Genomic DNA, 19,383 nt, shown 5'->3' with positions numbered 1-19,383 from the left:
CGTCCAGCAGGAGTTTCCGATGTACACGCCACCGCCCTTCAAGCCCGATCGCGCCGCGAGCCTCGGCTTCGCTGACGCGCGCGGCTTCGGCATGGTCTGCGCGTGGGACGGCACAAAGCCGATCGCGTCACCGGTACCGTTTCACCTGGGCGCCTTGAACGATGGCACGCCGCAGGCGTTCTTCCATGTCGCGCGCGGCAATCCGCTGGCAAGGATCGCCGACGGTACGACGCCCTGGCTGTTGGCCGTCAGCGGCGCCGATGCTTACGTCTCCGCCGATTGGTATGTGTCGCCCGACCAGGTGCCGACCTGGCTCTATCAGGCCGTGCATCTGACCGGTACGGCGCGGATCTTGTCGGAGGCCGAGCTCGCGCGGCAGACGGATGAGGTCAGTGCGAAGTTCGAGCAGCGGCTGCTGCCGAAGAAGCCCTGGACCTCGGACAAGATGACGGCGGGACGCCTCGAGGCGATGCGCAAGGCGATTGTGGGCATCGTCATGACGATCGACCAGGTCGAAGGCAGCTTCAAGCTCAACCAGCACAAGTCCGAGGCCGACTACGCGACGATCGCGACGAGGCTCGGCGAGCAGCCCGACATCGGCTCGCAACAGATTTCCTCTCTCATGCGGCAGGCGCGGCCCCAGGCCTTTGCCGGCGAAACCCAGACCTAAGGAGCGTGTCATGACCGTGATCGACAGCAACGTGCCGAAAGCTCACGCCGCCTCCGGGACTGCGACACGCGCCGTGTTCGTCGACGGCGGCTCGGGAACGACCGGCCTGGGAATCGCCGAGCGTCTCCGGCACCAGCCGGACATCGTCGTGAAGACGATCGCCGAGGACAAGCGCAAGGATCCGGCGGCCAAGCGGGCGCTGATGGCCGAGGTCGATCTCGTCATCCTTTGCCTGCCGGACGATGCGGCCAAGGAGACGGTGGCGCTGATCGACGGCATGGGCAGCTCTGCGCCGAAGGTGCTGGACGCGTCGACCGCATACCGGGTCGCGCCGGACTGGGCCTATGGCTTTCCCGAGCTCGCCGCCGACCAGGCCGACAAGATCCGGAATGCGCGCAAGGTCTCCAATCCCGGCTGTTATCCCACCGGCGGCATCGCGCTGCTGCGGCCGCTGGTCGATGCCCGACTGATGCCGCAGGACTATCCGGTCACGGTGAACGCGGTGAGCGGCTATTCCGGCGGCGGCAAGACGATGATCGCGGCCTTTGAGAATGGCACCGCGCCGAACTTCGAGCTGTACGGTCTCGGCCTCGAGCACAAGCATCTGCCTGAGCTGCAGCTCTATTCGCGGCTGACCCGGCGGCCGATCTTCATTCCCTCCGTCGGCAACTACCGGCAGGGCATGCTGGTCTCCGTGCCGCTGCAACTCGACACACTGCCGGGCAAGCCGTCAGGCTCGGACCTGCAGGCGGCCCTGACGAAGCATTATGCCGGCAGCAAATACGTCTCGGTGATGCCGCTCGATGGCGCGGCGGCCAAGAGCGGCCGGCTCGAGCCGGAGGCGCTGAACGAGACGAACAAGCTCGAGCTCTACGTCTTCGCCAGCGACCAGCATCACCAGGCGGTGCTGGTGGCGCGGCTCGACAATCTCGGCAAGGGCGCCTCGGGCGCGGCCGTGCAGAACATGCGGCTGATGCTCGGACTGCCCGATCTCGGGAGCTGAGACCGATCTGGATCGTCCGGCCGCAGACGCGCCGGCACGATCGGCAACATCATGCGAGGTCGGCGCGCCGCCGGCATCGCGTGCAATGACGCACGCTGAGGGATGGGCAGACCCATGACCGCCACTGATCTGAACGCGCTGCCCGTCACCGCCAACGATGTGCGGGCCGCCGCCGAGACCATCGGTGGCGCCGTGCTCGCGACGGCCTGCAACCAGAGCCGGACGCTCGGCGAGATCTGCGGCTGCAACGTCTGGCTGAAATTCGAGAACCTGCAGTTCACGTCGTCGTTCAAGGAGCGCGGCGCGCTGAACCGGCTGAATGCGCTGTCCGCCGAGCAGCGCGAACGCGGCGTGATCGCGATGTCGGCCGGCAACCACGCGCAGGGCGTCGCGTATAACGCGCGGCGTCTCGGCATTCCCGCGACCATCGTGATGCCGGTGGGCACGCCGATGGTGAAGGTGGAGAACACCAAGCGGCACGGCGCCGAGGTCGTGATTTCCGGCGCCACCTTGGAGGAGGCGGGCGCGTTCGCCAGGGAGCACGGCGCGGCGCACGGCATGACCATGATCCATCCTTACGACGATCCACTGATCATCGCAGGGCAGGGCACGGTGGCGCTGGAGATGCTCGCGGTGGTCCCCGAGCTCGATACGCTCGTGGTGCCGATCGGCGGCGGCGGGCTGATCTCCGGCATGGCGGTCGCGGCGCGCGCAATCAAGCCGGGCTTGCGCATCGTCGGCGTTCAGGCCGAACTCTATCCGTCGATGTACAACGCCATCCGCAGCAGTCAGCTGCCGATGCGCGGCGACACGCTCGCCGAGGGCATCGCGGTGAAATCGCCGGGCCGGATCACGACCGAGATCATCCGCCATCTCGTCGACGATATCCTGCTGGTCAACGAGGCGCAGATCGAGCGTGCGCTCGCCACGCTGATCTCGATCGAGAAGACAGTGGTCGAAGGCGCCGGCGCCGTCGGTCTCGCCGCAGTGCTCGCGCATCCCGCGCAGTTTGCCGGCCGCAATGTCGGCCTGGTGCTGAGCGGCGGCAACATCGACACCCGACTGATCGCCTCGGTGCTCACCCGCGAGCTCGCTCGCGAGGGGCGGCTGACGCAGCTGTCGATCGACATCGTCGATCGTCCCGGACAACTCGCTGCCGTGTCGACGCTGCTCGCCGATGCCGGCGCCAACATCATCGAGGTGTCGCATCAGCGAACGTTCTCGGACCTGCCGGCCAAGGCGACCCTGCTCGAGCTGGTGATCGAGACGCGCGACCAGGCGCATCTCAACGACGTGATGGCGAAGCTTGTCGCCGCAAATTTCAAGGCGCGCTGCACCTGAGCGCGCCTCCCAACGATACGGATTGTGGAACGTCAACGATGTTCAAGACCATTCGGCACATCTCCGACGTCGAGCCTGCGGTCGCTGGGAAGAAGGAGATTCGTTTCCTCTCCCAGCCCAACGGCATCACGCTCGGCTGCTATCTGTTCATGGACTCCAAGACCTTCGACTCGCCGGAGGCGCTGGAGTGCCGCGGCATCGCGTTCGACCGCTCCGGCCACATCGTTTCGCGGCCGCTGCACAAGTTCTTCAACGTCGGGGAGAAGGAATGGCTGGCGCCGGACCGGCTGCTGTCGCGTGACGACATCGTCGCGATCTACGACAAGCTCGACGGCAGCATGGTCGCGACCGCCTGGGTCGAGGGCCAGCTGAAGTGGCGGTCGAAAAAGTCTTTCAACTCGGATGTGGTCCATTTGGCTGCAGGGCTGCTGGACCAGCCAGAGCACGCCCACATCAACGCCTTCGCCAAGGAGGTCGCGAGCGCCGGCATGACCGCGATCTTCGAGCTGACCCATCCGGATGCGCGGATCGTCGTCGCGCAGGAGCAGCCCGAGCTGCGGCTGCTGCATGTGCGCGACAACGTCACCGGCCAATATGTCATGCTGGACAGCGGTCATGCCGTTCATGACCTGGTCGCCGGCCACGGCGTTCCGCTGGTGCATCGGTTCGACGGGCTGTCGCTTGCCGCCGCCATTGACTCGCTGGCCGACATGGAGGGCAGGGAAGGCTACGTCATCCAGTTCGCCAATGGCGACATGGTCAAGATCAAGTGCCCCTGGTACCTGCGCATCCATCGCAGCCTGTCGTTCCTGCGCGAGCGCGACATCGCCTGGCTGGCGCTCAATGAAGAGCTGGACGACGTCAAAGGCCACTTGGTCGAAGCAGGTGTCGATCTGGCCGCGGTGAATGAGGTGGAGGCGCGACTGAAAAGCATGCTCTCCCGCTTCCTGGATGAGATCGAGGCCGTCTATCAGCGTGACCGCGATCTCGACCGCAAGAGCTTTGCGATCGCCAACAAGGACAATCCGCTGTTCGGCCTGGCGATGCAGCGCTATCTCGGCAAGGAGGTCACCTTGCTCGACTGGTATGGACGCACGCGGCTGAAGGACGATTTCAGCCTGCGTCCGTTGGTCGACGAAACGCTGATCGACGCTCTCGACGGCTGAGGCCGCCAGCGGCCTCGCGCAGCGAGGTCGTGGACGTCCATTGCATTGCAGCAACACGCCTCCGCCGACGCGGTGCTTGCTGCCTTATCTGCACCTTTCTCGCTTCTTTGCGCCACGACCTGCTCACGCGGTCGAATGGAACTCACGCGCGCGGAGTGAGGCACGTCATTCCGGTCGCACGCGCGACGCTCATCGTCTGAGGTTGTCAGGTCAGTTTTTTAGTTGCGTACCTCAAAAAATGAGGACAGGATTACCGCAACAAAGAAGACGGTTGGGAGGATTGTGATGAGACTGCTCGCGAAGCTGGGACTCGCCGCTGCCGCATGCCTGCTCTGGGCCACCGTCGCGAGCGCCGATACCACCGTGAAATGGCTGCATATCGAGGTCAATCCAGCCCAGGTGAAGATCTGGGAGGAGGTGGCCCGCGCTTATGAGGCGTCGCATCCGGGCGTCAAGATCGAGATGCAGTTCCTCGAAAACGAGGCCTGCAAGGCCAAGCTGCCGACCATCCTGCAGTCCAAGGACCGGCCGAACATCATCTATAGCTGGGCTGGCGGTGTCCTGAAGGCGCAGATCGAGGCTGGCGTGCTCGAGGACATCACCGAGCAGGTGAAAGGCTACAGCGACAGCGTGACTCCGGCGGCGCTCGCGGCATTCACCGATGGCGGCCACGTCTACGGCCTTCCGATCTCGCTGTCGCAGGTCGGCTTCGTCTGCAACAAGGAGCTGATGGCCAAGGCCAAGGTCGATCCCACGGCGATCAAGAGCTGGGACGATCTGCTGAGCGCCGTGAAGACGTTGAAGGCGGCCGGCGTGACCCCGATCGTGGTCGGCGGCGCCGACAAATGGCCGCTGCATTTCTACTGGACGCATCTTGCGGTGCGGATCGGCGGCAAGCCGGCATTCGACGCGGCGCTGCGCGGCGAGAATGGCGGCTTTGCCGGCGACACCTTCGTCAAATCAGGCGAGCTGTTCAAGCAGCTCGTCGATCTCCAGCCATTCCAGAATGGCTTTCTTGGCTTCAAGAACCCGCAGGCCGTCGGATATTTCGGCGATGGCAAGGCGGCGATGACGCTCGCGATCAGCTCCGTCTACAATCTGCAGCGGGCGCTCGCCGCCGACAAGGTCGGCTTGAGCGAAGACAAGATCTGCTGGTTCGATTTTCCGGTCGTGCAAGGCGGCAAGGGCGCGCCGACGGATACGCTCGGCGGCATCACCGGCTGGTTGGTCACCAAGGGCTCGCCCAAGGAAGCCGTCGATTTCCTGAAGTACTTCATCTCCAAGGACGTCCAGACACGGTTGGCGGCGGGAAATTTCATCATCCCGGTGGTGCAGGGCGCGGACGCCGGCCTCAACAATTCCTTCATGAAGCTGATCGCGTCCAATCTGGCCAAATCGAACTATCACCAGAACTTCTATGACCAGAGCCTCGGCCCCTCCGTCGGTCGCGTCGTCAACGATGTCTCCGCGGAGATAGCCGGCGGCAGCATGAGTCCGCAGGAGGCTGCCAAGGCGATCGAGGCAGCGCGGAAGCAGGGCAACTGACGTGGCACGTCCGATCGCGAGTTCGCCGGCGATGGGTGTATCGCCGGCATCGCTCTCCACGCGCGCGGTGGGCGGCCCGAGCTGGGACGGCCGCTTCACCGTCCTGATCCTGTTCCTGCCGCCTGCGCTGCTGCTGTTCACGCTCTTCGTGGTGCTGCCGATCGGCGAGGCCGCCTGGTACTCGGGCTTCAACTGGAATGGGTTCGGCAGGCCGACCCATTGGATCGGCTTTGACAACTATCGTTTCGTGCTGGAGACGCGCGCGTTCTGGCTCGCGCTGCGCAACAACGGCCTGATCATTGCGGTCTCGCTGTGTGTCCAGTTGCCGCTGGCGCTGACGCTGGCCCTGATGCTCGCGGAGCGGTTCCGCGGCGCGGTGGCGCTGCGGATGCTGTTCTTCATGCCCTATATCCTCGCCGAGATCGCGACCGGGCTGATCTTCAGCTTCGTCTATGACGGCGATTATGGCCTGGTCGCGTCGATCTGGCGCAGCTTCGGCGCCGAGCCGCCGCATCTGCTGGCCTCGACCGACACGGCGATGCTGGCGGTGCTGATCGTGATCGTCTGGAAGTATTTCGGCTTCCACATGATGCTGTTCATCGCCGCGCTGCAGAGCATCGACAAGAGCCTGATCGAGGCCGCCCGGATCGACGGTGCGACGCGGTCGCAGAGCCTGCGCCACATCGTCATTCCCTTGCTCTACCCGACGATTCGGCTCTCGGTGTTCTTCGCCATCGTCGGCTCGCTGCAGCTGTTCGACCTGGTGATGCCGCTGACGCGCGGAGGGCCCGCCGACTCCTCGAATACAATGGTGAGCTTTCTCTACAACAACGGCATCTCCCGGATGCGGGTGGGCTATGGCAGCGCCATCGGCGTCATCCTGTTCGTGATCTGCGTCACCTTTGCCTTCACCTACAAGCGATGGTTCATGCGCGATGAATAAGGTGGAGACGACCCGGGCACCATTCGATCCCGCCGTGCTGTTCAAGACGGTTTTCCTCGCGATCGTCGCCATCTTCGTGCTGGTGCCGCTGCTTGCGACGCTGCTCGGTGGCTTCAAGTCGCTCGGGGAATTGCGCGTCAATCCGTTCGGCCTGCCGCAGCACTGGGCGTGGCAGAACTATGCCGATATCCTGTTCTCCGGGCGCTACTGGCAGCTCCTGCGCAATTCGCTGATCATCTCCACGCTGACGGTCGTTCTGACTCTCATCGTCGCGTCGATGGCGGCCTTCACCTTTGCCCATGTCCGATTCTACGGCAGCTCGATGCTGCTGAGCTATTTGACGCTCGGCCTGCTGTTTCCGGCGGCGACCGCGGTGTTGCCGCTGTTCATCAAGGTGCGCGATCTCGGGCTGCTCGACACCTATTTCGGCGTCGCGCTGCCGCAGGTCGCCTTCAGCCTCGCCATGAGCGTGCTGTTGCTGCGCCGCTTCTTCAAGGACATCCCCTACGAGCTGCTCGAGGCCGCGCTGGTCGACGGCTGCAGCTATATCAAATTCTTCCGCTACGTGACGTTGCCATTGTCGCGCCCGATCCTGGCGACGGTCGGCACCATTACCTTCGTCAACAGCTGGAACGCCTATCTGCTGCCGCTGGTGATGCTCAACACCGATGCGCTGTATCCATGGCCGCTCGGCATCATGGTCTATCAGGGCGAGTATTCGTCCGAGTGGCACCTGATCCTCGCCTTCATCACCCTGACCATCCTGCCAACGATCATCCTCTTCCTCCTGGCGCAGAAGCACATCGTTGCCGGCCTGACGTCGGGCGCGGTCAAGGGATGAACGGGACCTCACGGAGACCCCAATGAGAAAAGTCGGCATCGGCATCATCGGCTGCGGCAACATCAGCACCGCCTATCTGAAGGCGGCCCAGCGCTTCCCCGTTCTGGACATCAAGGCGCTCGCCGACATGCGCAGCGACGCAGCCGAGCGACAGGGCGCAGCCTTCGGCCTGCCGGCGATGCGGGTCGATCAATTGCTGAAGCGCGATGACGTCGAGATCGTCATCAATCTCACCGTGCCGCTCGCCCATACCGACGTCAGTCTCGCCGTGCTGAATGCCGGCAAGCACGTTCATTCCGAGAAGCCGCTCGGAATCGACGTCGCGGAAGCCCGCAAGGTGATCGAGCTTGCCGCGCAGAAGAACCTGCGGGTCGGCTGCGCGCCCGACACGTTCCTCGGCGGCGGCCACCAGACCGCGCGCAAGCTGATCGACGACGGCGCGATCGGCACGCCTGTCGCGGGCAGCGCGTTCTTCGGCTGTCCCGGCCATGAGCGCTGGCATCCGGCGCCGGGCTTCTATTACCTGCGCGGCGGCGGCCCGATGCTCGACATGGGCCCATACTACATCACCGATCTGGTGCAGTTGCTTGGCCCGGTCGCGAGCGTGATGGGCTCGACCGCGCGCCCGAGATCCGAACGCCTGGTCACCAGCCAGCCGATGAACGGCACGCTGATCCCGGTCGAGGTCGCGACCCACGTCGCGGGCACGCTCGAGTTCGAGAGCGGGGCGGTGGTCTCGGTCACCATGAGTTTCGACGTTCCGAAGCACCGGCACGCGCCCATCGAGATCTATGGCGCCGAGGGCAGCATGCTGGTGCCGGACCCCAACCGCTTCGGCGGCGAGGTGCAGGTCGCCAAGACCGGCGGCGACTGGCAGACGATGCCGTTGACGCATGGTCACGTCGACGGCGAGTTCCGCTCCATCGGCGTGGCCGATATGGCGACCGCGATCCTGAACGACCGGCCGCATCGGGCCAGCGGTGCGCTCGCCTTCCACGTGCTGGAGGTCATGGAGGCGTTCCAGACCTCCGCAAGCGAAGGGCGGCGGGTCAAGATCGAGAGCCGCGTGGAGCGGCCGGCGATGTTGCCTGTTGGACGCGACACCGGACAGATCGACTGAGGACAGAGACATGCGCAAGGCAATGATTGTATGGGGCGGCTGGCCAGGACATGACCCCGATCTCTGTGCCTCGATGATCCGCGGCTGGCTCAAGGCGGAAGGCTTCGAGGTGCGGATCGAGACCACGACGGCCGCGTTCGCAGATCCTGCGATCCACGATCTGTCGCTGATCATCCCGATCTACACGATGTCCAAGATCGAGAAGGCGGAAGCGCTCAACCTCTGCGCGGCGGTGCGCAGCGGCGTTGGGCTCGCCGGCCATCATGGCGGCATGTGCGATGCCTTCCGCGATTCGGTCGACTACCAGTTCCTGTGCGGCGGGCAATGGGTCGCCCATCCCGGCAACATCATCGACTACCGGGTCGACTTGACCAGGCCGGACGATCCCATCATGAAGGGCCTGACAAGTTTCGAGCACCGTTCCGAGCAGTATTACATGCACGTCGATCCGGCCAACGAGGTGTTGGCGACCACGACCTTCACCGGAGAGCACGCCCCATGGATCGAGGGGGTGGTGATGCCGGTGGTCTGGAAGAAGCGTTACGGCGCGGGCAGGGTATTCTATTCCTCGCTCGGCCACCGTGCCTACGAGCTCGACGTGCCGGAGATCCGGACGTTGATGACCCGCGGCATGCTATGGGCGGCGCGCGAGTGACGGCTGACGCGAACCCGTTACCGGTCCGGGCCACGCTGGAGGACGTCGCGCGGACGGCGGGCGTGTCGCTCGCCACCGTCGACCGCGTCATCAACCGGCGCGAGGGCGTGCGTGCCAAGACCGTTGCCCGGGTGGAGGCCGCTGTTGCCAAGCTGGGTTATCGCGCCGACGTCGCAGCGGCACGGCTCGCGCGCGGCCAGAGCTTCCGCTTTGCCTTCGTGCTGCCGACCGGTGGCAACAGCTTCATGACCATCCTGACCGAGCAGGTCCAGCGCACGGCAGAGTGGCTGGCCGGTCAGCGCGGCTTCATCGATATCCTCCACGTCGACGTGTTCGATCCTGACGTGCTGGCCGGTGCGCTGGAGAACCTGTCGCCGGCCTATCAGGGCGTTGCGGTCATCGCGCTCGATCACCCCAGAGTGCGCGCCGCGATCGACGAGCTCACCGCGCGCGGCGTCGCGGTGGTGACCCTGGTCTCGGACGCCCCGAGCTCGCGCCGCCTGCACTACGTCGGCATCGACAACCCTGCCGCGGGACGGACGGCGGCCACGCTGATGGGGCGCTATCTCGGCGGTCGCGAGGGGACGGTTGCCGTGATCGCGGGATCATTGTCGCTGCGCGATCACGCCGAGCGGCAATTCGGCTTTCACCAGATCCTGTCCAGCGAGTACCCGAACCTGCTCGCGCTTCCGGCCATCGAAGGCCGCGATGAGAGCGAGCGCACGCGGGAGCTGACCGCCGCGCTGCTCGCGCGCCATCCGGATCTGCGCGGCATCTACTGTTGTGGCGCCGGCAACCGTGGCATCGCCGATGCGCTCGAGGCATCCGGCCGCGCCCGGGAGGTGGTCTGGATCACCCATGAGCTGACCCAGCACACCAGGCGGTTCCTGGTCCGCGGCACGTGCGACGCCATCATCAACCAGGATCCCGGCCACGAGGCGCGCTCGGCTGCGCGCGTCCTGCTCGCGCATTGCTCGGGCGAGCCGATCAGCCCCGATCAGGAGCGCATCCGCATCGATATCTTCCTGCGGGACAATCTTCCCTAGCCGATAGGCCTAGAGCCAGCCGAAGATCGCGAGCGCCAGGACGGCCTGGGCGATGAAGCCGACGACGAACGCAAGGGTGCGAAATACGGGCAGGCCGATCGCGTAGACGATGACGTGGGCGACGCGCGACCAGAAATAGACCGCGCAGGCGAGCACGGTCCATTTGGTCGAATAGTCGATCGCGTTGAGGATCAGCACCAGCGGCGCGAAGATCACGAGGTTCTCGACCGCGTTGTCGTGCGCGAACATCAGCCGGGTCGCCCACGGCGCGTGCGGCTTGTCGTTGCGGGAGGGGTTGGCCATCGCGCCCGTCAGGCCGCGGACCTGGCAGCGGTTCAGGATGTAGGGAACCCACAGCAGGCCGGTCAGAATGACCGTGAGCGTCAGCCAGAACAGTTCGCGCGTCATCGAGATCCCCTCAACTGATTCCCGTCCCGTCCCGGCGGGACGGAGCGTTTATAGTCAATCGCGGCGGATCGCGCTATGCGCGGACGCGGACATAGGAGCCCGGCGCATCCTCGAGCGGTGGATAGGCCTCGCTGCCGACGCCGCGCGCGGGAACCTCCTCCGGATCGAGCTGGCTCAGCCATTCGCGCCAGTCCGGCCACCACGAGCCCTTGTGCTCCAGCGCGCCCTTCATCCAGTCCTTCAGCGAGATGTCGTGGATCTGGTCATTGGTCCAGTACTGATACTTGCCGGAGGAGGGCGGATTGACGACGCCGGCGATGTGGCCCGAGCCCGAAAGCACGTACTTCACCGGACCGCCGAAAAATTGCGATCCGTACAGCACGGAGTCGGCCGGCGCGATGTGGTCCTCGCGGGTGGCGAGGTTGTAGACCGGCACCTTCACCTTGGAGAGATCCAGCAGCGTGTTGTCCAGCACCATCGTGCCCTGCGTCAGCCGGTTCTCCAGATAGCAGTTGCGCAGGTAGTAGGAATGGTTCGCCGCCGACATCCGCGTGGCGTCCGAGTTCCAGTGCAGCAGGTCGAATGCCTGCGGCGGCTGGCCCTTCAGGTAGTTGTTGACGACATAGGACCAGATCAGGTCGTTCGAGCGCAGCATGTTGAAGGCCATCGCCATCTTGCTGCCCTCGAGCACGCCCGAGGCCTGCATGTCGCGCTCCAGCGCCGAGATCTGGGTCTCGTCGACGAACACCAGGAGATCACCGGCATGGGTGAAGTCGACCTGTGCGGCGAGGAAGGTCGCCGAGGTCACGCGCTGGCGGCGCTTGTCGGCCAGCCAGGCGAGCGTCGTCGCGAGCATGGTTCCGCCGACGCAATAGCCGAGCGTGTGCACCTTCATCTCGCCCGTCACCTTCTCGATGACGTCCATCGCGGTGAGCGGGCCTTCCTTCATGTAGTCCTCCCAGGTCTTGGTCCCGAGCGACTTGTCGGGATTGACCCAGGAGATCACGAACACCGTCAGGCCCTGATCGACGCACCATTTGATGAAGGATTTCTCCGGGCGCAGATCGAGGATGTAGAACTTGTTGATCCAGGGCGGCACGATCAGGAGCGGCGTCCGCAGCACGCTCTCCGTCGACGGCGCGTACTGGATCAGCTGCATCATCTCGTTCTGGAAGATCACCTTGCCCGGCGTCGTCGCCATGTTGACGCCGACCTCGAGATTGGCCGGGTCGGACTGGCGGATCTTCAGCGAGCCCTTGCCGGCCTCGATGTCCTCCGCGAGCATCTGCATGCCACGCACAAGATTATCGCCGCTCGACGCTACCGTCTGCCGCAGCACCTCCGGATTGGTCAGGACGAAATTCGAGGGCGCCAGCGCATTGGTGATCTGGTTGACGTAGAACTCGGCCTTCTTGCGCGTGTGCGGATCGAGGCCCTCGGCATTGTGGACAAGGTCCTGCGCCCACTGCGTCGTCAGCAGATAGGCCTGCATCACGAAATCGAAGAACTGGTTCGACTTCCATTCCGGATCGGCGAAGCGCTTGTCGCGCGGGGAGGGCGAAATGGCCGGGGGTACGTCTTCGCCGGCGAGACGGCGCGCGGCCGAGCCCCACAAATCGAGATAGCCCTTGGCGATCTTGGTCTGGATGTCGCTGGCGCGATCCTTGTCCGACAGCCAGTAGTCGGCGACGGCGGTGAAGGATTTGACGACTTCGGTCAATTCGGTTGGTGGCCGGTCCTGAACTTCGCCCGTCTCGCGCGGCTTCAGGTAGGCCGAGAGCGCCTTGCCGCTGCTTTCCATGGCTTTCGCGATGTTCATCGCGAACGCTTCCGCATCGAATGTTTTTTCTGGATTGCTGCTGTTCTGAACGTCGGTCATGGCTGGATCACACTATCGCGTCGGGACCGTTTCGTCACCGAGCGAGATCAATAATCCGCGAGTTTGCGGCAAATTCGATTTCTGATTGTTGCGCTGCGAAAAAATCTCTCGCTTCCGACATCATGATCACGTAGCTGGATGAAATTCCTGTTCAAGCCGGTCACGTTTCGAGTGACAATTGGTTGTGCTGCGGCAAAATGCGCCGCGTTGCGGTCGGGCCGGGGACCGTCGACTGGAAGTTGGGGGCTGAGGGACGTGCGCGTGGGGACGCAGGGGCGAGGCTGGAGTTCGGGACGGCGCGCCCTTGTTGCGGGGCTCGTTGTGTTCGGCGCGCTCGCGCTTGCCGGGTGCTCCAGTCCAATAGCGGACATGCCTTCGCTCGACGCGGATGCGATCGCCCGGCCCAAGGAGCCGGGCGGGTATCTGCCCGTCAACGACGTGCCGCGCGACCGCGATGCGCCGATCATCTCGCCGCAGGAGCGCGACAAGATCGAAAAGGAGCTGCTCGCGGCGCGCGACCGCCAAGCCTCGGCGGGCACCAGCACCAGGCCCAAATGATCGGCCAGGGACAAGGGCTGGGCGATCGGACGCCCGGAGCGGCGTAATTGTCTGGCGCGGCGCGGCGGCCATGATAAAACAACCGGAATCAACACCTCCGCGTGTCGTTGCCAGCCAAGCCGCGAGCCCGTGCTAAGCTCCTGATCCAGCACCGGTTTCAAGGCATGGCGTGCGCCGCCGCGGCGCCAGCTCTGCTGGCGAATCCGCCCCCGGTTGCCGGAGCCGAGAGACCCATGGAAGATTTCTATCGCATCCGCCGTCTGCCGCCTTACGTGTTCGAGCAAGTCAACCGGGCCAAGGCGGCCGCGCGGAACGCCGGGGCCGACATCATCGATCTCGGCATGGGCAATCCGGATCTGCCGGCGCCGCCGCACGTGCTGGAGAAGCTCAGAGAGACCCTGGGCAAGCCGCGGACCGACCGCTATTCGGCCTCGCGCGGCATCGTCGGACTGCGCCGGGCGCAGGCAGCCTATTACGATCGCCGTTTCGGGGTGAAGCTCAATCCCGACACCCAGATCGTGGCGACGCTCGGCTCCAAGGAAGGCTTTGCCAACGTCGCGCAGGCGATCACCGCGCCGGGCGACGTCATTCTCTGCCCGAATCCGAGCTATCCGATCCATGCCTTCGGCTTCCTGATGGCGGGCGGCGTGATCCGGTCGGTGCCGTCCGAGCCGACGCCGCAGTTCTTCGAGGCGGCCGAGCGCGCGATCATTCATTCCATCCCGAAGCCGCTTGCGCTGATCGTCTGCTATCCGAGCAACCCGACCGCCTATGTCGCGAGCCTCGACTTCTATCGCGACCTCGTCGCATTCGCGAAGAAGCACGAGATCCTGATCCTGTCGGACCTCGCTTATGCCGAGGTGTATTTCGACGACAAGAACCCGCCGCCGTCGGTGCTGCAGGTGCCTGGCGCGATGGATGTCGCGGTCGAGTTCACCTCGATGTCGAAGACCTATTCGATGGCCGGTTGGCGCATGGGCTTTGCCGTCGGCAACGAGCGCATCATCGCGGCGCTCGCGCGCGTGAAATCCTATCTCGACTACGGCGCGTTCACGCCGGTGCAGGTCGCGGCCACGGCTGCCCTGAACGGTCCCGACGACTGCATTCGCGAGATGCGCGACGTCTACCGCAAGCGCCGCGACACGCTGGTCGAGGCGTTCGGCCGGGCCGGCTGGGAGATTCCGTCGCCTGAGGCGTCGATGTTCGCCTGGGCGCCTTTGCCAGAGAAGTTCAAGAGCCTCGGCAGCATGCAGTTCGCGACGCTCATGGTCGAGAAGTCCGGCGTCGCGGTGTCGCCGGGCGTCGGCTTCGGCGAGCATGGCGAAGGCTATGTCCGCATCGCGATGGTCGAGAACGAGCAGCGCATCCGGCAGGCCGCGCGCGGCGTCCGCCGCTTCCTTGAAAGCGGGATCGAAACGTTGCACAACGTCGTTCCCATCGCCAACCGGCGCTGAGAACTCCCGTACTTTCCTTTCGACAGGTTCTTTGATTCCATGGTCGCACCCCTGAGAGTGGGCATCGCGGGCCTCGGCACCGTGGGTGTCGAGGTCGTTCGTCTCATCGAGCGTGAGGGACGCGTGCTCACCGAACGCACGGGGCGCCCGGTGAAGGTCGTCGCCGTGACGGCGCGGTCGAAGGCCAAGAAGCGCGGCATCGATCTGTCCGGGATCAAATGGGCCAAGGATCCGATCGCGCTGGCGAGCGATCCCGAAATCGACTGCCTGGTCGAGCTGATGGGCGGTGCCGGCGATCCCGCGCTGTCGGCGATCGACACCGCTCTCAAGGCCGGCAAGTCGGTGGTGACGGCCAACAAGGCGCTGATCGCCAAGCACGGCCTGAAGCTCGCCAAGGCGGCCGAGAAGCATGGCGGTGCGCTGAACTTCGAAGCCGCCGTCGGCGCGGCCATTCCGGTGGTCAAGACCCTGCGCGAAGGACTCACCGGCACCGGCATCAGCCGCGTCTATGGCATCCTCAACGGCACCTGCAACTACATCCTGACTCGGATGGAGCAGGAGGGGCTGTCGTTCGACGAATGTCTGAAGGACGCCCAGCGTCTCGGCTATGCCGAGGCCGATCCGTCGTTCGACATCCATGGCCACGACACCGCGCAGAAGCTCGCGATCCTGGCGAGCCTCGCCTTCGGCACCCAGGTGGCGCAGAACTCGGTCTATGTCGAAGGCATCTCCTCGATCGCGCCGGAGGACCTGCGCGCGGCGGCGGAGCTCGGCTACCGCGTCAAGCTGCTTGGCGTTGCCGTGCGCACCGCCAAGGGCATCGAGCAGCGGGTGCACCCGACGATGGTGCCGAAATCCTCCTCGATCGCCCAGGTGATGGGCGTCACCAACGCGGTCACGATCGACGGCGACGGTATCCCGCCGATCACGCTGGTCGGTCCGGGAGCAGGGGGCGCCGCGACGGCGTCCGCCGTCGTCGCCGACATTGCCGACGTCGCGCGCGGCATCCGCGCCGCGCCGTTCGGGCGTCCGGTCGACAGGCTGCAGGCGACCGAGAAGGCGCCGATGGAGCGGCACGAGGGTGGCTATTACATCCGCCTGATGGCGCGTGACCACGCCGGCACGGCCGCGACCATCGCCACCCGGCTCGCCGAGCAGAAGATCTCGATCGAATCGATCGTGCAGCGCCATCCCAATGGCAGCGAGCCGGCGAAGACGGCCGGCAAGTCTGCGCCGGTGCCGGTCATCTTGATCACCTATGCGACACACGAGGACGCCGTGCATCGCGCGCTCCAGGCGGTGCAGCGCGACAAGGTCATCAGCGGCAAGCCGCAGGTGATCCGGATCGAGAAGAACTAGCGCATGATGCCCAGGGAACCACTTGTCCCTGCTCAAACAAACGCGTGGCGTTTGGTATAGGTTCATGCTCAAACCGGGAGAATAGACAGGCGGGGAGCGGCCGTTCGTGCCGACCGCCTGACCCGGATGCCGCCCAGGGGGGCGGCGTGCGAGCGGTAGATTTTGATGGCGGATGTCCGCCTTGACGTCTTGAGGAGTTGATCGATGTCGACGCAGATTTCTGTCCCGCAACAATTGCTGCTCGAGCGCATCCTGACGCTGGAGCTGGTGCGCGTGACCGAACGGGCGGCGGTGTCGGCGGCGCGGTTGCGCGGCCACGGCCAGGAAAAGCCGGCCGACCAGGCGGCCGTGGATGCGATGCGCCGCGAGCTCAACAAGCTGCCGATCGAGGGCACGGTCGTGATCGGCGAGGGCGAGCGTGACGAGGCGCCCATGCTCTATATCGGCGAGAAGGTCGGCCTCAATGCCGGGCCCAAGGTCGACATCGCGGTCGACCCGCTCGAGGGGACGACCTTGTGCGCCAAGAACATGCCGGGCGCGATCGCAACCATGGCGATGGCCGATGGCGGCACGCTGCTGCATGCCCCCGACGTCTACATGCAGAAGATCGCGGTCGGCCCCGGCTACGCCAAGGGCGTCGTCGACATCGACGCGACGCCGGCCGACAACGTGCGACGGCTCGCCAAGGCCAAGGGCGTCGAGCCCGGCGCGATCACGGTGCTGGTGCTCGACCGTCCGCGCCACGCTGACATCATTCAGGGCGTCCGCTCGACCGGCGCTGCGGTGCGCCTGATCACTGACGGCGACGTCGCCGGCGTGATCCACTGTGCCGATCCCGACAACACCGGCGTCGACATGTATCTCGGCACCGGCGGCGCGCCGGAAGGCGTGCTGGCCGCGGTGGCGCTGCGCTGCATTGGCGGCCAGATGCAGTGCCGCCTGATCCTCGACACCGAGGAGAAGCGCGAGCGCGCCCACAAGATGGGCGTCGGTGATCCCAAGATGATCTACGGCATCGAGGACATGGCCCGCGGCGACTGTCTGTTCGCGGCCACCGGCGTCACTACCGGCTCGCTGCTCTCCGGCGTCAAGTTCCGCAAGGACGGCGTGATCGAGACCGAGACCGTCGTGATGCGCTCGGTCACCGGCACGGTGCGCTACATCCGCGCGGAGCATCGCCAGTTGGCGAAGTTCCACCTCGACTGATCCAGCACAGTCGTTCCGGGGCACGCGGAGCGTGACCCCGGAATCTCGAGATCGTGGCGCGAGATTCCGGGTCTGCGCGCTGTGCGCGCATCCGGAATGACGAAATTGGAGAGCGACTCAGCATGTCCGACCTGTCCATGGTCAAGGCGCTGGTGTTCGATGTGTTCGGCACCGTCGTCGACTGGCGCACCAGCCTGATCAACGACTTCACCGCGTGGTCGAAGACCCGCGGCATCCAGGGCGACTGGACCGCGCTGGTCGATGGCTGGCGCGGGCTCTATGTCGGCTCGATGGACGAGGTCCGCAGGCATCCGGAGCGCGGCTACGTCATCCTCGACGTGCTGCACCGGCGCTCGCTGGAGACGCTCGTCGCCCAGCTCGGCATCACCGGCTTGACCGAAGCCGATCTCGATCATCTCACCCGTGGCTGGCACCGGCTGCATCCGTGGGCCGACAGCGTCGCCGGGCTGACCCGGCTGAAGTCCAAATACATCATCGCGCCGCTCTCCAACGGCAACGTCGCGCTGCTCACCAACATGGCGAAGTTCGCGGGTCTGCCCTGGGACCTCGTGCTCTCCGCCGAGCTGTTCGCGCACTACAAGCCCGACCCCGAAACCTATCTCGGCGCCGCGCGTCTGCTCGGTCTTGCGCCCGGCGAGGTGATGATGGTCGCCGCGCACAACAATGATCTCGAGGCGGCGCAACGCTACGGACTGAAGACCGCCTTCGTCGCCCGCCCCACCGAATACGGCCCGCTGCAGAGCCGCGACTTCGACGCCACCGGCGCCTGGGACATCGTCGCCGATGATTTCAACGGCATCGCCGACCGGCTCGGCTGCTGATCGCCCTGCCTCACGCGCCCGACACGATCACGCCATACCAGCCGAGCCCCTTGTAGGTCTCGTAACCGGGCGTGGCGTGGAACGCGACCATGCGCCCGGAGATGTCCTGATAGAAGCCACTGCGCTTGCCATCGAGCTTCAGTGAAACGCGCTCGCTGAGAATGCCCTGACCGTCCGAGGATGCGATCACGCGCAGATTGGAATCCACCAGCAGCACGCGGGCCTTGTCGCTCTCGCTGACGCGCACGCCCTGGACGATCGCGCGCGCCTGCGCTTCCCAATCGAAATGGATCGCGAGCACGCCAAGCGGCTTGCCATGCGCCTTGCCGTCCTCGCGCACCGAGGCGCAATAGGTCGCGACCTGGGCGTTGCCGAGCAGCGGCTGGCACTCGACGTCGCCGGCGACGTAGTCGTCGCCCGAGCGCAAGCCCCGCGCCTCGCGAAACCATTTGGTGTCGGCGACGCTCTGGCCGACGACGTTGAAGCGGTCGGCGCGGCCGTTGGCGATCACCTTGCCGCTCGGATCGCACAGCCACAGATCGAGATAGACGGTGTAGGCGGAGAGAATCACCGCGAGCCGTTCGGAGACGTGCGTGACGCGGGCGGCATCGGGCGCGGCGGCGCAATCGACCACGGCGGAGTCGGTCGCCCACCAGCGGACGTCGCAGGTCCGCTCATACAGATTGCGGTCGATCAGTTCGATCGCGTTCAGCGCCAGATCGACCATGCGCTCGCCGCGGGCGCGTTCGGTCATGCGCTCGATCGAGCTCTTCAGATTGCCGGTGCGCGTCGTGAGCTGGCCCTCCAGCTCGCGCGCGATGGTCTCGACGAGTTGGCCGACGGCGCGCACCTCCTGGGCCACCACGGCGAAGCCTGCGCCTTGCGCGCCCACCCGCGAGCTCTCGATCAGCGCGTTCAGCGCCAGCATCTTCATCTGGTTGGTGATCTGCTGGATCGATTTGGTCTTCTCGCAGGCGATCTGATTGACCTCGCCGGTGAGCCGCGCGATCAGCGCCGAGACGTCGGTCTCGTCATCCTTGGGAGTCGTTTGTGCCGGAGCGGCGGAGGGCTGCGTCTTCAACTCGGGCGCGGTCAGCATCGGCAATGAACTCCATGTTGCCGCGCCTCCTGGTCGGCACGAAGAGGGCGGACAAATCGGACGTAATAATTGATTGAAATGTTACGGAGTTCGCCTAATGGCTGTTTAATGCACTCCATCGAACGCAGCTCTAATTTTAGGCAACCAGCCGTATATGGCGGCATTTCCCTGATTTCCTGTGAGTTCCGCCAAGTTCTGGGACGATTCTGGTGGGTTTCATGGATGGAACCTGCTGAGGCAGGCCAGTT

At 65.2% G+C, this 19,383-nt stretch carries 18 protein-coding genes; 15 read left to right on the top strand and 3 right to left on the bottom strand.

Translation table 11 applies throughout. The features are described 5' to 3' along the window. Window positions 1–19: 19 nt before the first annotated feature. The 10 genes from QW861_RS01065 (at window position 20) to QW861_RS01020 (ending at window position 10,330) form a co-directional block, all read left to right on the top strand. A complete protein-coding gene (locus QW861_RS01065; RefSeq protein WP_315712139.1) occupies window positions 20–670 on the top strand; it encodes an FMN-binding negative transcriptional regulator in 651 nt (216 codons plus the stop codon). Window positions 671–680: 10 nt separating this feature from the next. Continuing rightward, window positions 681–1,673 carry an N-acetyl-gamma-glutamyl-phosphate reductase gene (gene argC, locus QW861_RS01060; RefSeq protein WP_315712138.1) on the top strand — a complete coding sequence of 331 codons (993 nt, stop codon included), beginning with the start codon at window positions 681–683 and terminating at the stop codon, window positions 1,671–1,673. Window positions 1,674–1,787: 114 nt separating this feature from the next. Next, entirely contained in the window at window positions 1,788–3,014 is a 1,227-nt protein-coding gene (locus QW861_RS01055) for a threonine ammonia-lyase (RefSeq protein ID WP_315751663.1), read from the top strand. A gap of 38 nt (window positions 3,015–3,052) precedes the next feature. After that, window positions 3,053–4,180, top strand: coding sequence for an RNA ligase (locus QW861_RS01050; RefSeq protein WP_315751662.1), 1,128 nt, complete (start codon window positions 3,053–3,055; stop codon window positions 4,178–4,180). Between the two features lie 285 nt (window positions 4,181–4,465). Next, window positions 4,466–5,725, top strand: a complete 1,260-nt coding sequence (locus tag QW861_RS01045; RefSeq protein ID WP_316192597.1) for an extracellular solute-binding protein — start codon at window positions 4,466–4,468, stop codon at window positions 5,723–5,725. A gap of 1 nt (window position 5,726) precedes the next feature. Continuing rightward, on the top strand, window positions 5,727–6,668 hold the full coding sequence (locus QW861_RS01040; protein WP_315712132.1) for a sugar ABC transporter permease: 942 nt from the start codon (window positions 5,727–5,729) through the stop codon (window positions 6,666–6,668). After that, window positions 6,661–7,509 (top strand): carbohydrate ABC transporter permease, encoded by an 849-nt coding sequence (locus QW861_RS01035; protein WP_315751660.1) that lies wholly within the window; start codon window positions 6,661–6,663, stop codon window positions 7,507–7,509. Before QW861_RS01040 ends, QW861_RS01035 begins: the two co-directional genes overlap by 8 nt. A gap of 22 nt (window positions 7,510–7,531) precedes the next feature. Then, window positions 7,532–8,629, top strand: coding sequence for a Gfo/Idh/MocA family oxidoreductase (locus QW861_RS01030; protein ID WP_315712130.1), 1,098 nt, complete (start codon window positions 7,532–7,534; stop codon window positions 8,627–8,629). Between the two features lie 10 nt (window positions 8,630–8,639). After that, a complete protein-coding gene (locus QW861_RS01025) occupies window positions 8,640–9,284 on the top strand; it encodes a ThuA domain-containing protein (RefSeq protein WP_315712128.1) in 645 nt (214 codons plus the stop codon). Beyond that, the gene (locus QW861_RS01020) at window positions 9,281–10,330 is read left to right on the top strand and encodes a LacI family DNA-binding transcriptional regulator (RefSeq protein ID WP_315712126.1); all 1,050 of its coding nucleotides are present in this window, start codon (window positions 9,281–9,283) and stop codon (window positions 10,328–10,330) included. The genes QW861_RS01025 and QW861_RS01020 overlap by 4 nt, the downstream gene beginning before the upstream one ends. 9 nt (window positions 10,331–10,339) lie before the next feature. Here QW861_RS01020 and QW861_RS01015 read toward each other — a convergent pair whose 3' ends face one another. Both QW861_RS01015 and QW861_RS01010 read right to left on the bottom strand, forming a co-directional pair. Further along, on the bottom strand, window positions 10,340–10,738 hold the full coding sequence (locus tag QW861_RS01015; RefSeq protein ID WP_315751659.1) for an MAPEG family protein: 399 nt from the start codon (window positions 10,736–10,738) through the stop codon (window positions 10,340–10,342). 73 nt (window positions 10,739–10,811) lie between these two features. Then, on the bottom strand, window positions 10,812–12,617 hold the full coding sequence (locus QW861_RS01010) for a class I poly(R)-hydroxyalkanoic acid synthase (protein ID WP_315751658.1): 1,806 nt from the start codon (window positions 12,615–12,617) through the stop codon (window positions 10,812–10,814). 369 nt (window positions 12,618–12,986) lie between these two features. Between QW861_RS01010 and QW861_RS01005 the strand changes: the two genes are divergently transcribed. The 5 genes from QW861_RS01005 to QW861_RS00985 all read left to right on the top strand — a co-directional run bounded on the left by QW861_RS01005 (window position 12,987) and on the right by QW861_RS00985 (window position 18,036). Further along, window positions 12,987–13,175 (top strand): hypothetical protein, encoded by a 189-nt coding sequence (locus QW861_RS01005; protein ID WP_315712122.1) that lies wholly within the window; start codon window positions 12,987–12,989, stop codon window positions 13,173–13,175. 233 nt (window positions 13,176–13,408) lie between these two features. Then, window positions 13,409–14,629 (top strand): LL-diaminopimelate aminotransferase, encoded by a 1,221-nt coding sequence (locus tag QW861_RS01000; RefSeq protein WP_315712121.1) that lies wholly within the window; start codon window positions 13,409–13,411, stop codon window positions 14,627–14,629. Window positions 14,630–14,668: 39 nt separating this feature from the next. Further along, a complete protein-coding gene (locus QW861_RS00995; protein ID WP_315712119.1) occupies window positions 14,669–15,988 on the top strand; it encodes a homoserine dehydrogenase in 1,320 nt (439 codons plus the stop codon). Between the two features lie 204 nt (window positions 15,989–16,192). Beyond that, on the top strand, window positions 16,193–17,194 hold the full coding sequence (glpX, locus tag QW861_RS00990; protein ID WP_315712118.1) for a class II fructose-bisphosphatase: 1,002 nt from the start codon (window positions 16,193–16,195) through the stop codon (window positions 17,192–17,194). A 122-nt stretch (window positions 17,195–17,316) separates the two neighbouring features. Continuing rightward, window positions 17,317–18,036: a haloacid dehalogenase type II gene (locus tag QW861_RS00985; RefSeq protein WP_315751657.1), complete on the top strand. Its 720-nt coding sequence runs from the start codon at window positions 17,317–17,319 to the stop codon at window positions 18,034–18,036. Between the two features lie 10 nt (window positions 18,037–18,046). Here the strand turns inward: QW861_RS00985 and QW861_RS00980 are convergent, their stop codons facing one another. Beyond that, window positions 18,047–19,135, bottom strand: a complete 1,089-nt coding sequence (locus QW861_RS00980) for a methyl-accepting chemotaxis protein (protein ID WP_315751656.1) — start codon at window positions 19,133–19,135, stop codon at window positions 18,047–18,049. Window positions 19,136–19,383 lie beyond the last annotated feature (248 nt).

It is taken from the genome of Bradyrhizobium sp. SZCCHNRI1029 (assembly GCF_032487555.1).
GTDB lineage: Bacteria > Pseudomonadota > Alphaproteobacteria > Rhizobiales > Xanthobacteraceae > Bradyrhizobium.
This window is presented reverse-complemented; position numbering and strand designations above follow the sequence as displayed.

Excerpts from the sequence above, each read along its gene's own strand:
- QW861_RS01065 (WP_315712139.1), top strand. The coding sequence starts at position 20 with ATGTACACGCCACCGCCCTTCAAGCCCGATCGCGCCGCGAGCCTCGGC.
- argC (WP_315712138.1), top strand. The coding sequence starts at position 681 with ATGACCGTGATCGACAGCAACGTGCCGAAAGCTCACGCCGCCTCCGGG.
- QW861_RS01055 (WP_315751663.1), top strand. The coding sequence starts at position 1,788 with ATGACCGCCACTGATCTGAACGCGCTGCCCGTCACCGCCAACGATGTG.
- QW861_RS01050 (WP_315751662.1), top strand. The coding sequence starts at position 3,053 with ATGTTCAAGACCATTCGGCACATCTCCGACGTCGAGCCTGCGGTCGCT.
- QW861_RS01045 (WP_316192597.1), top strand. The coding sequence starts at position 4,466 with ATGAGACTGCTCGCGAAGCTGGGACTCGCCGCTGCCGCATGCCTGCTC.
- QW861_RS01035 (WP_315751660.1), top strand. The coding sequence starts at position 6,661 with ATGAATAAGGTGGAGACGACCCGGGCACCATTCGATCCCGCCGTGCTG.
- QW861_RS01030 (WP_315712130.1), top strand. The coding sequence starts at position 7,532 with ATGAGAAAAGTCGGCATCGGCATCATCGGCTGCGGCAACATCAGCACC.
- QW861_RS01025 (WP_315712128.1), top strand. The coding sequence starts at position 8,640 with ATGCGCAAGGCAATGATTGTATGGGGCGGCTGGCCAGGACATGACCCC.
- QW861_RS01015 (WP_315751659.1), bottom strand. The coding sequence starts at position 10,738 with ATGACGCGCGAACTGTTCTGGCTGACGCTCACGGTCATTCTGACCGGC.
- QW861_RS01010 (WP_315751658.1), bottom strand. The coding sequence starts at position 12,617 with ATGACCGACGTTCAGAACAGCAGCAATCCAGAAAAAACATTCGATGCG.
- QW861_RS01005 (WP_315712122.1), top strand. The coding sequence starts at position 12,987 with ATGCCTTCGCTCGACGCGGATGCGATCGCCCGGCCCAAGGAGCCGGGC.
- QW861_RS01000 (WP_315712121.1), top strand. The coding sequence starts at position 13,409 with ATGGAAGATTTCTATCGCATCCGCCGTCTGCCGCCTTACGTGTTCGAG.
- QW861_RS00995 (WP_315712119.1), top strand. The coding sequence starts at position 14,669 with ATGGTCGCACCCCTGAGAGTGGGCATCGCGGGCCTCGGCACCGTGGGT.
- glpX (WP_315712118.1), top strand. The coding sequence starts at position 16,193 with ATGTCGACGCAGATTTCTGTCCCGCAACAATTGCTGCTCGAGCGCATC.
- QW861_RS00985 (WP_315751657.1), top strand. The coding sequence starts at position 17,317 with ATGTCCGACCTGTCCATGGTCAAGGCGCTGGTGTTCGATGTGTTCGGC.
- QW861_RS00980 (WP_315751656.1), bottom strand. The coding sequence starts at position 19,135 with ATGCTGACCGCGCCCGAGTTGAAGACGCAGCCCTCCGCCGCTCCGGCA.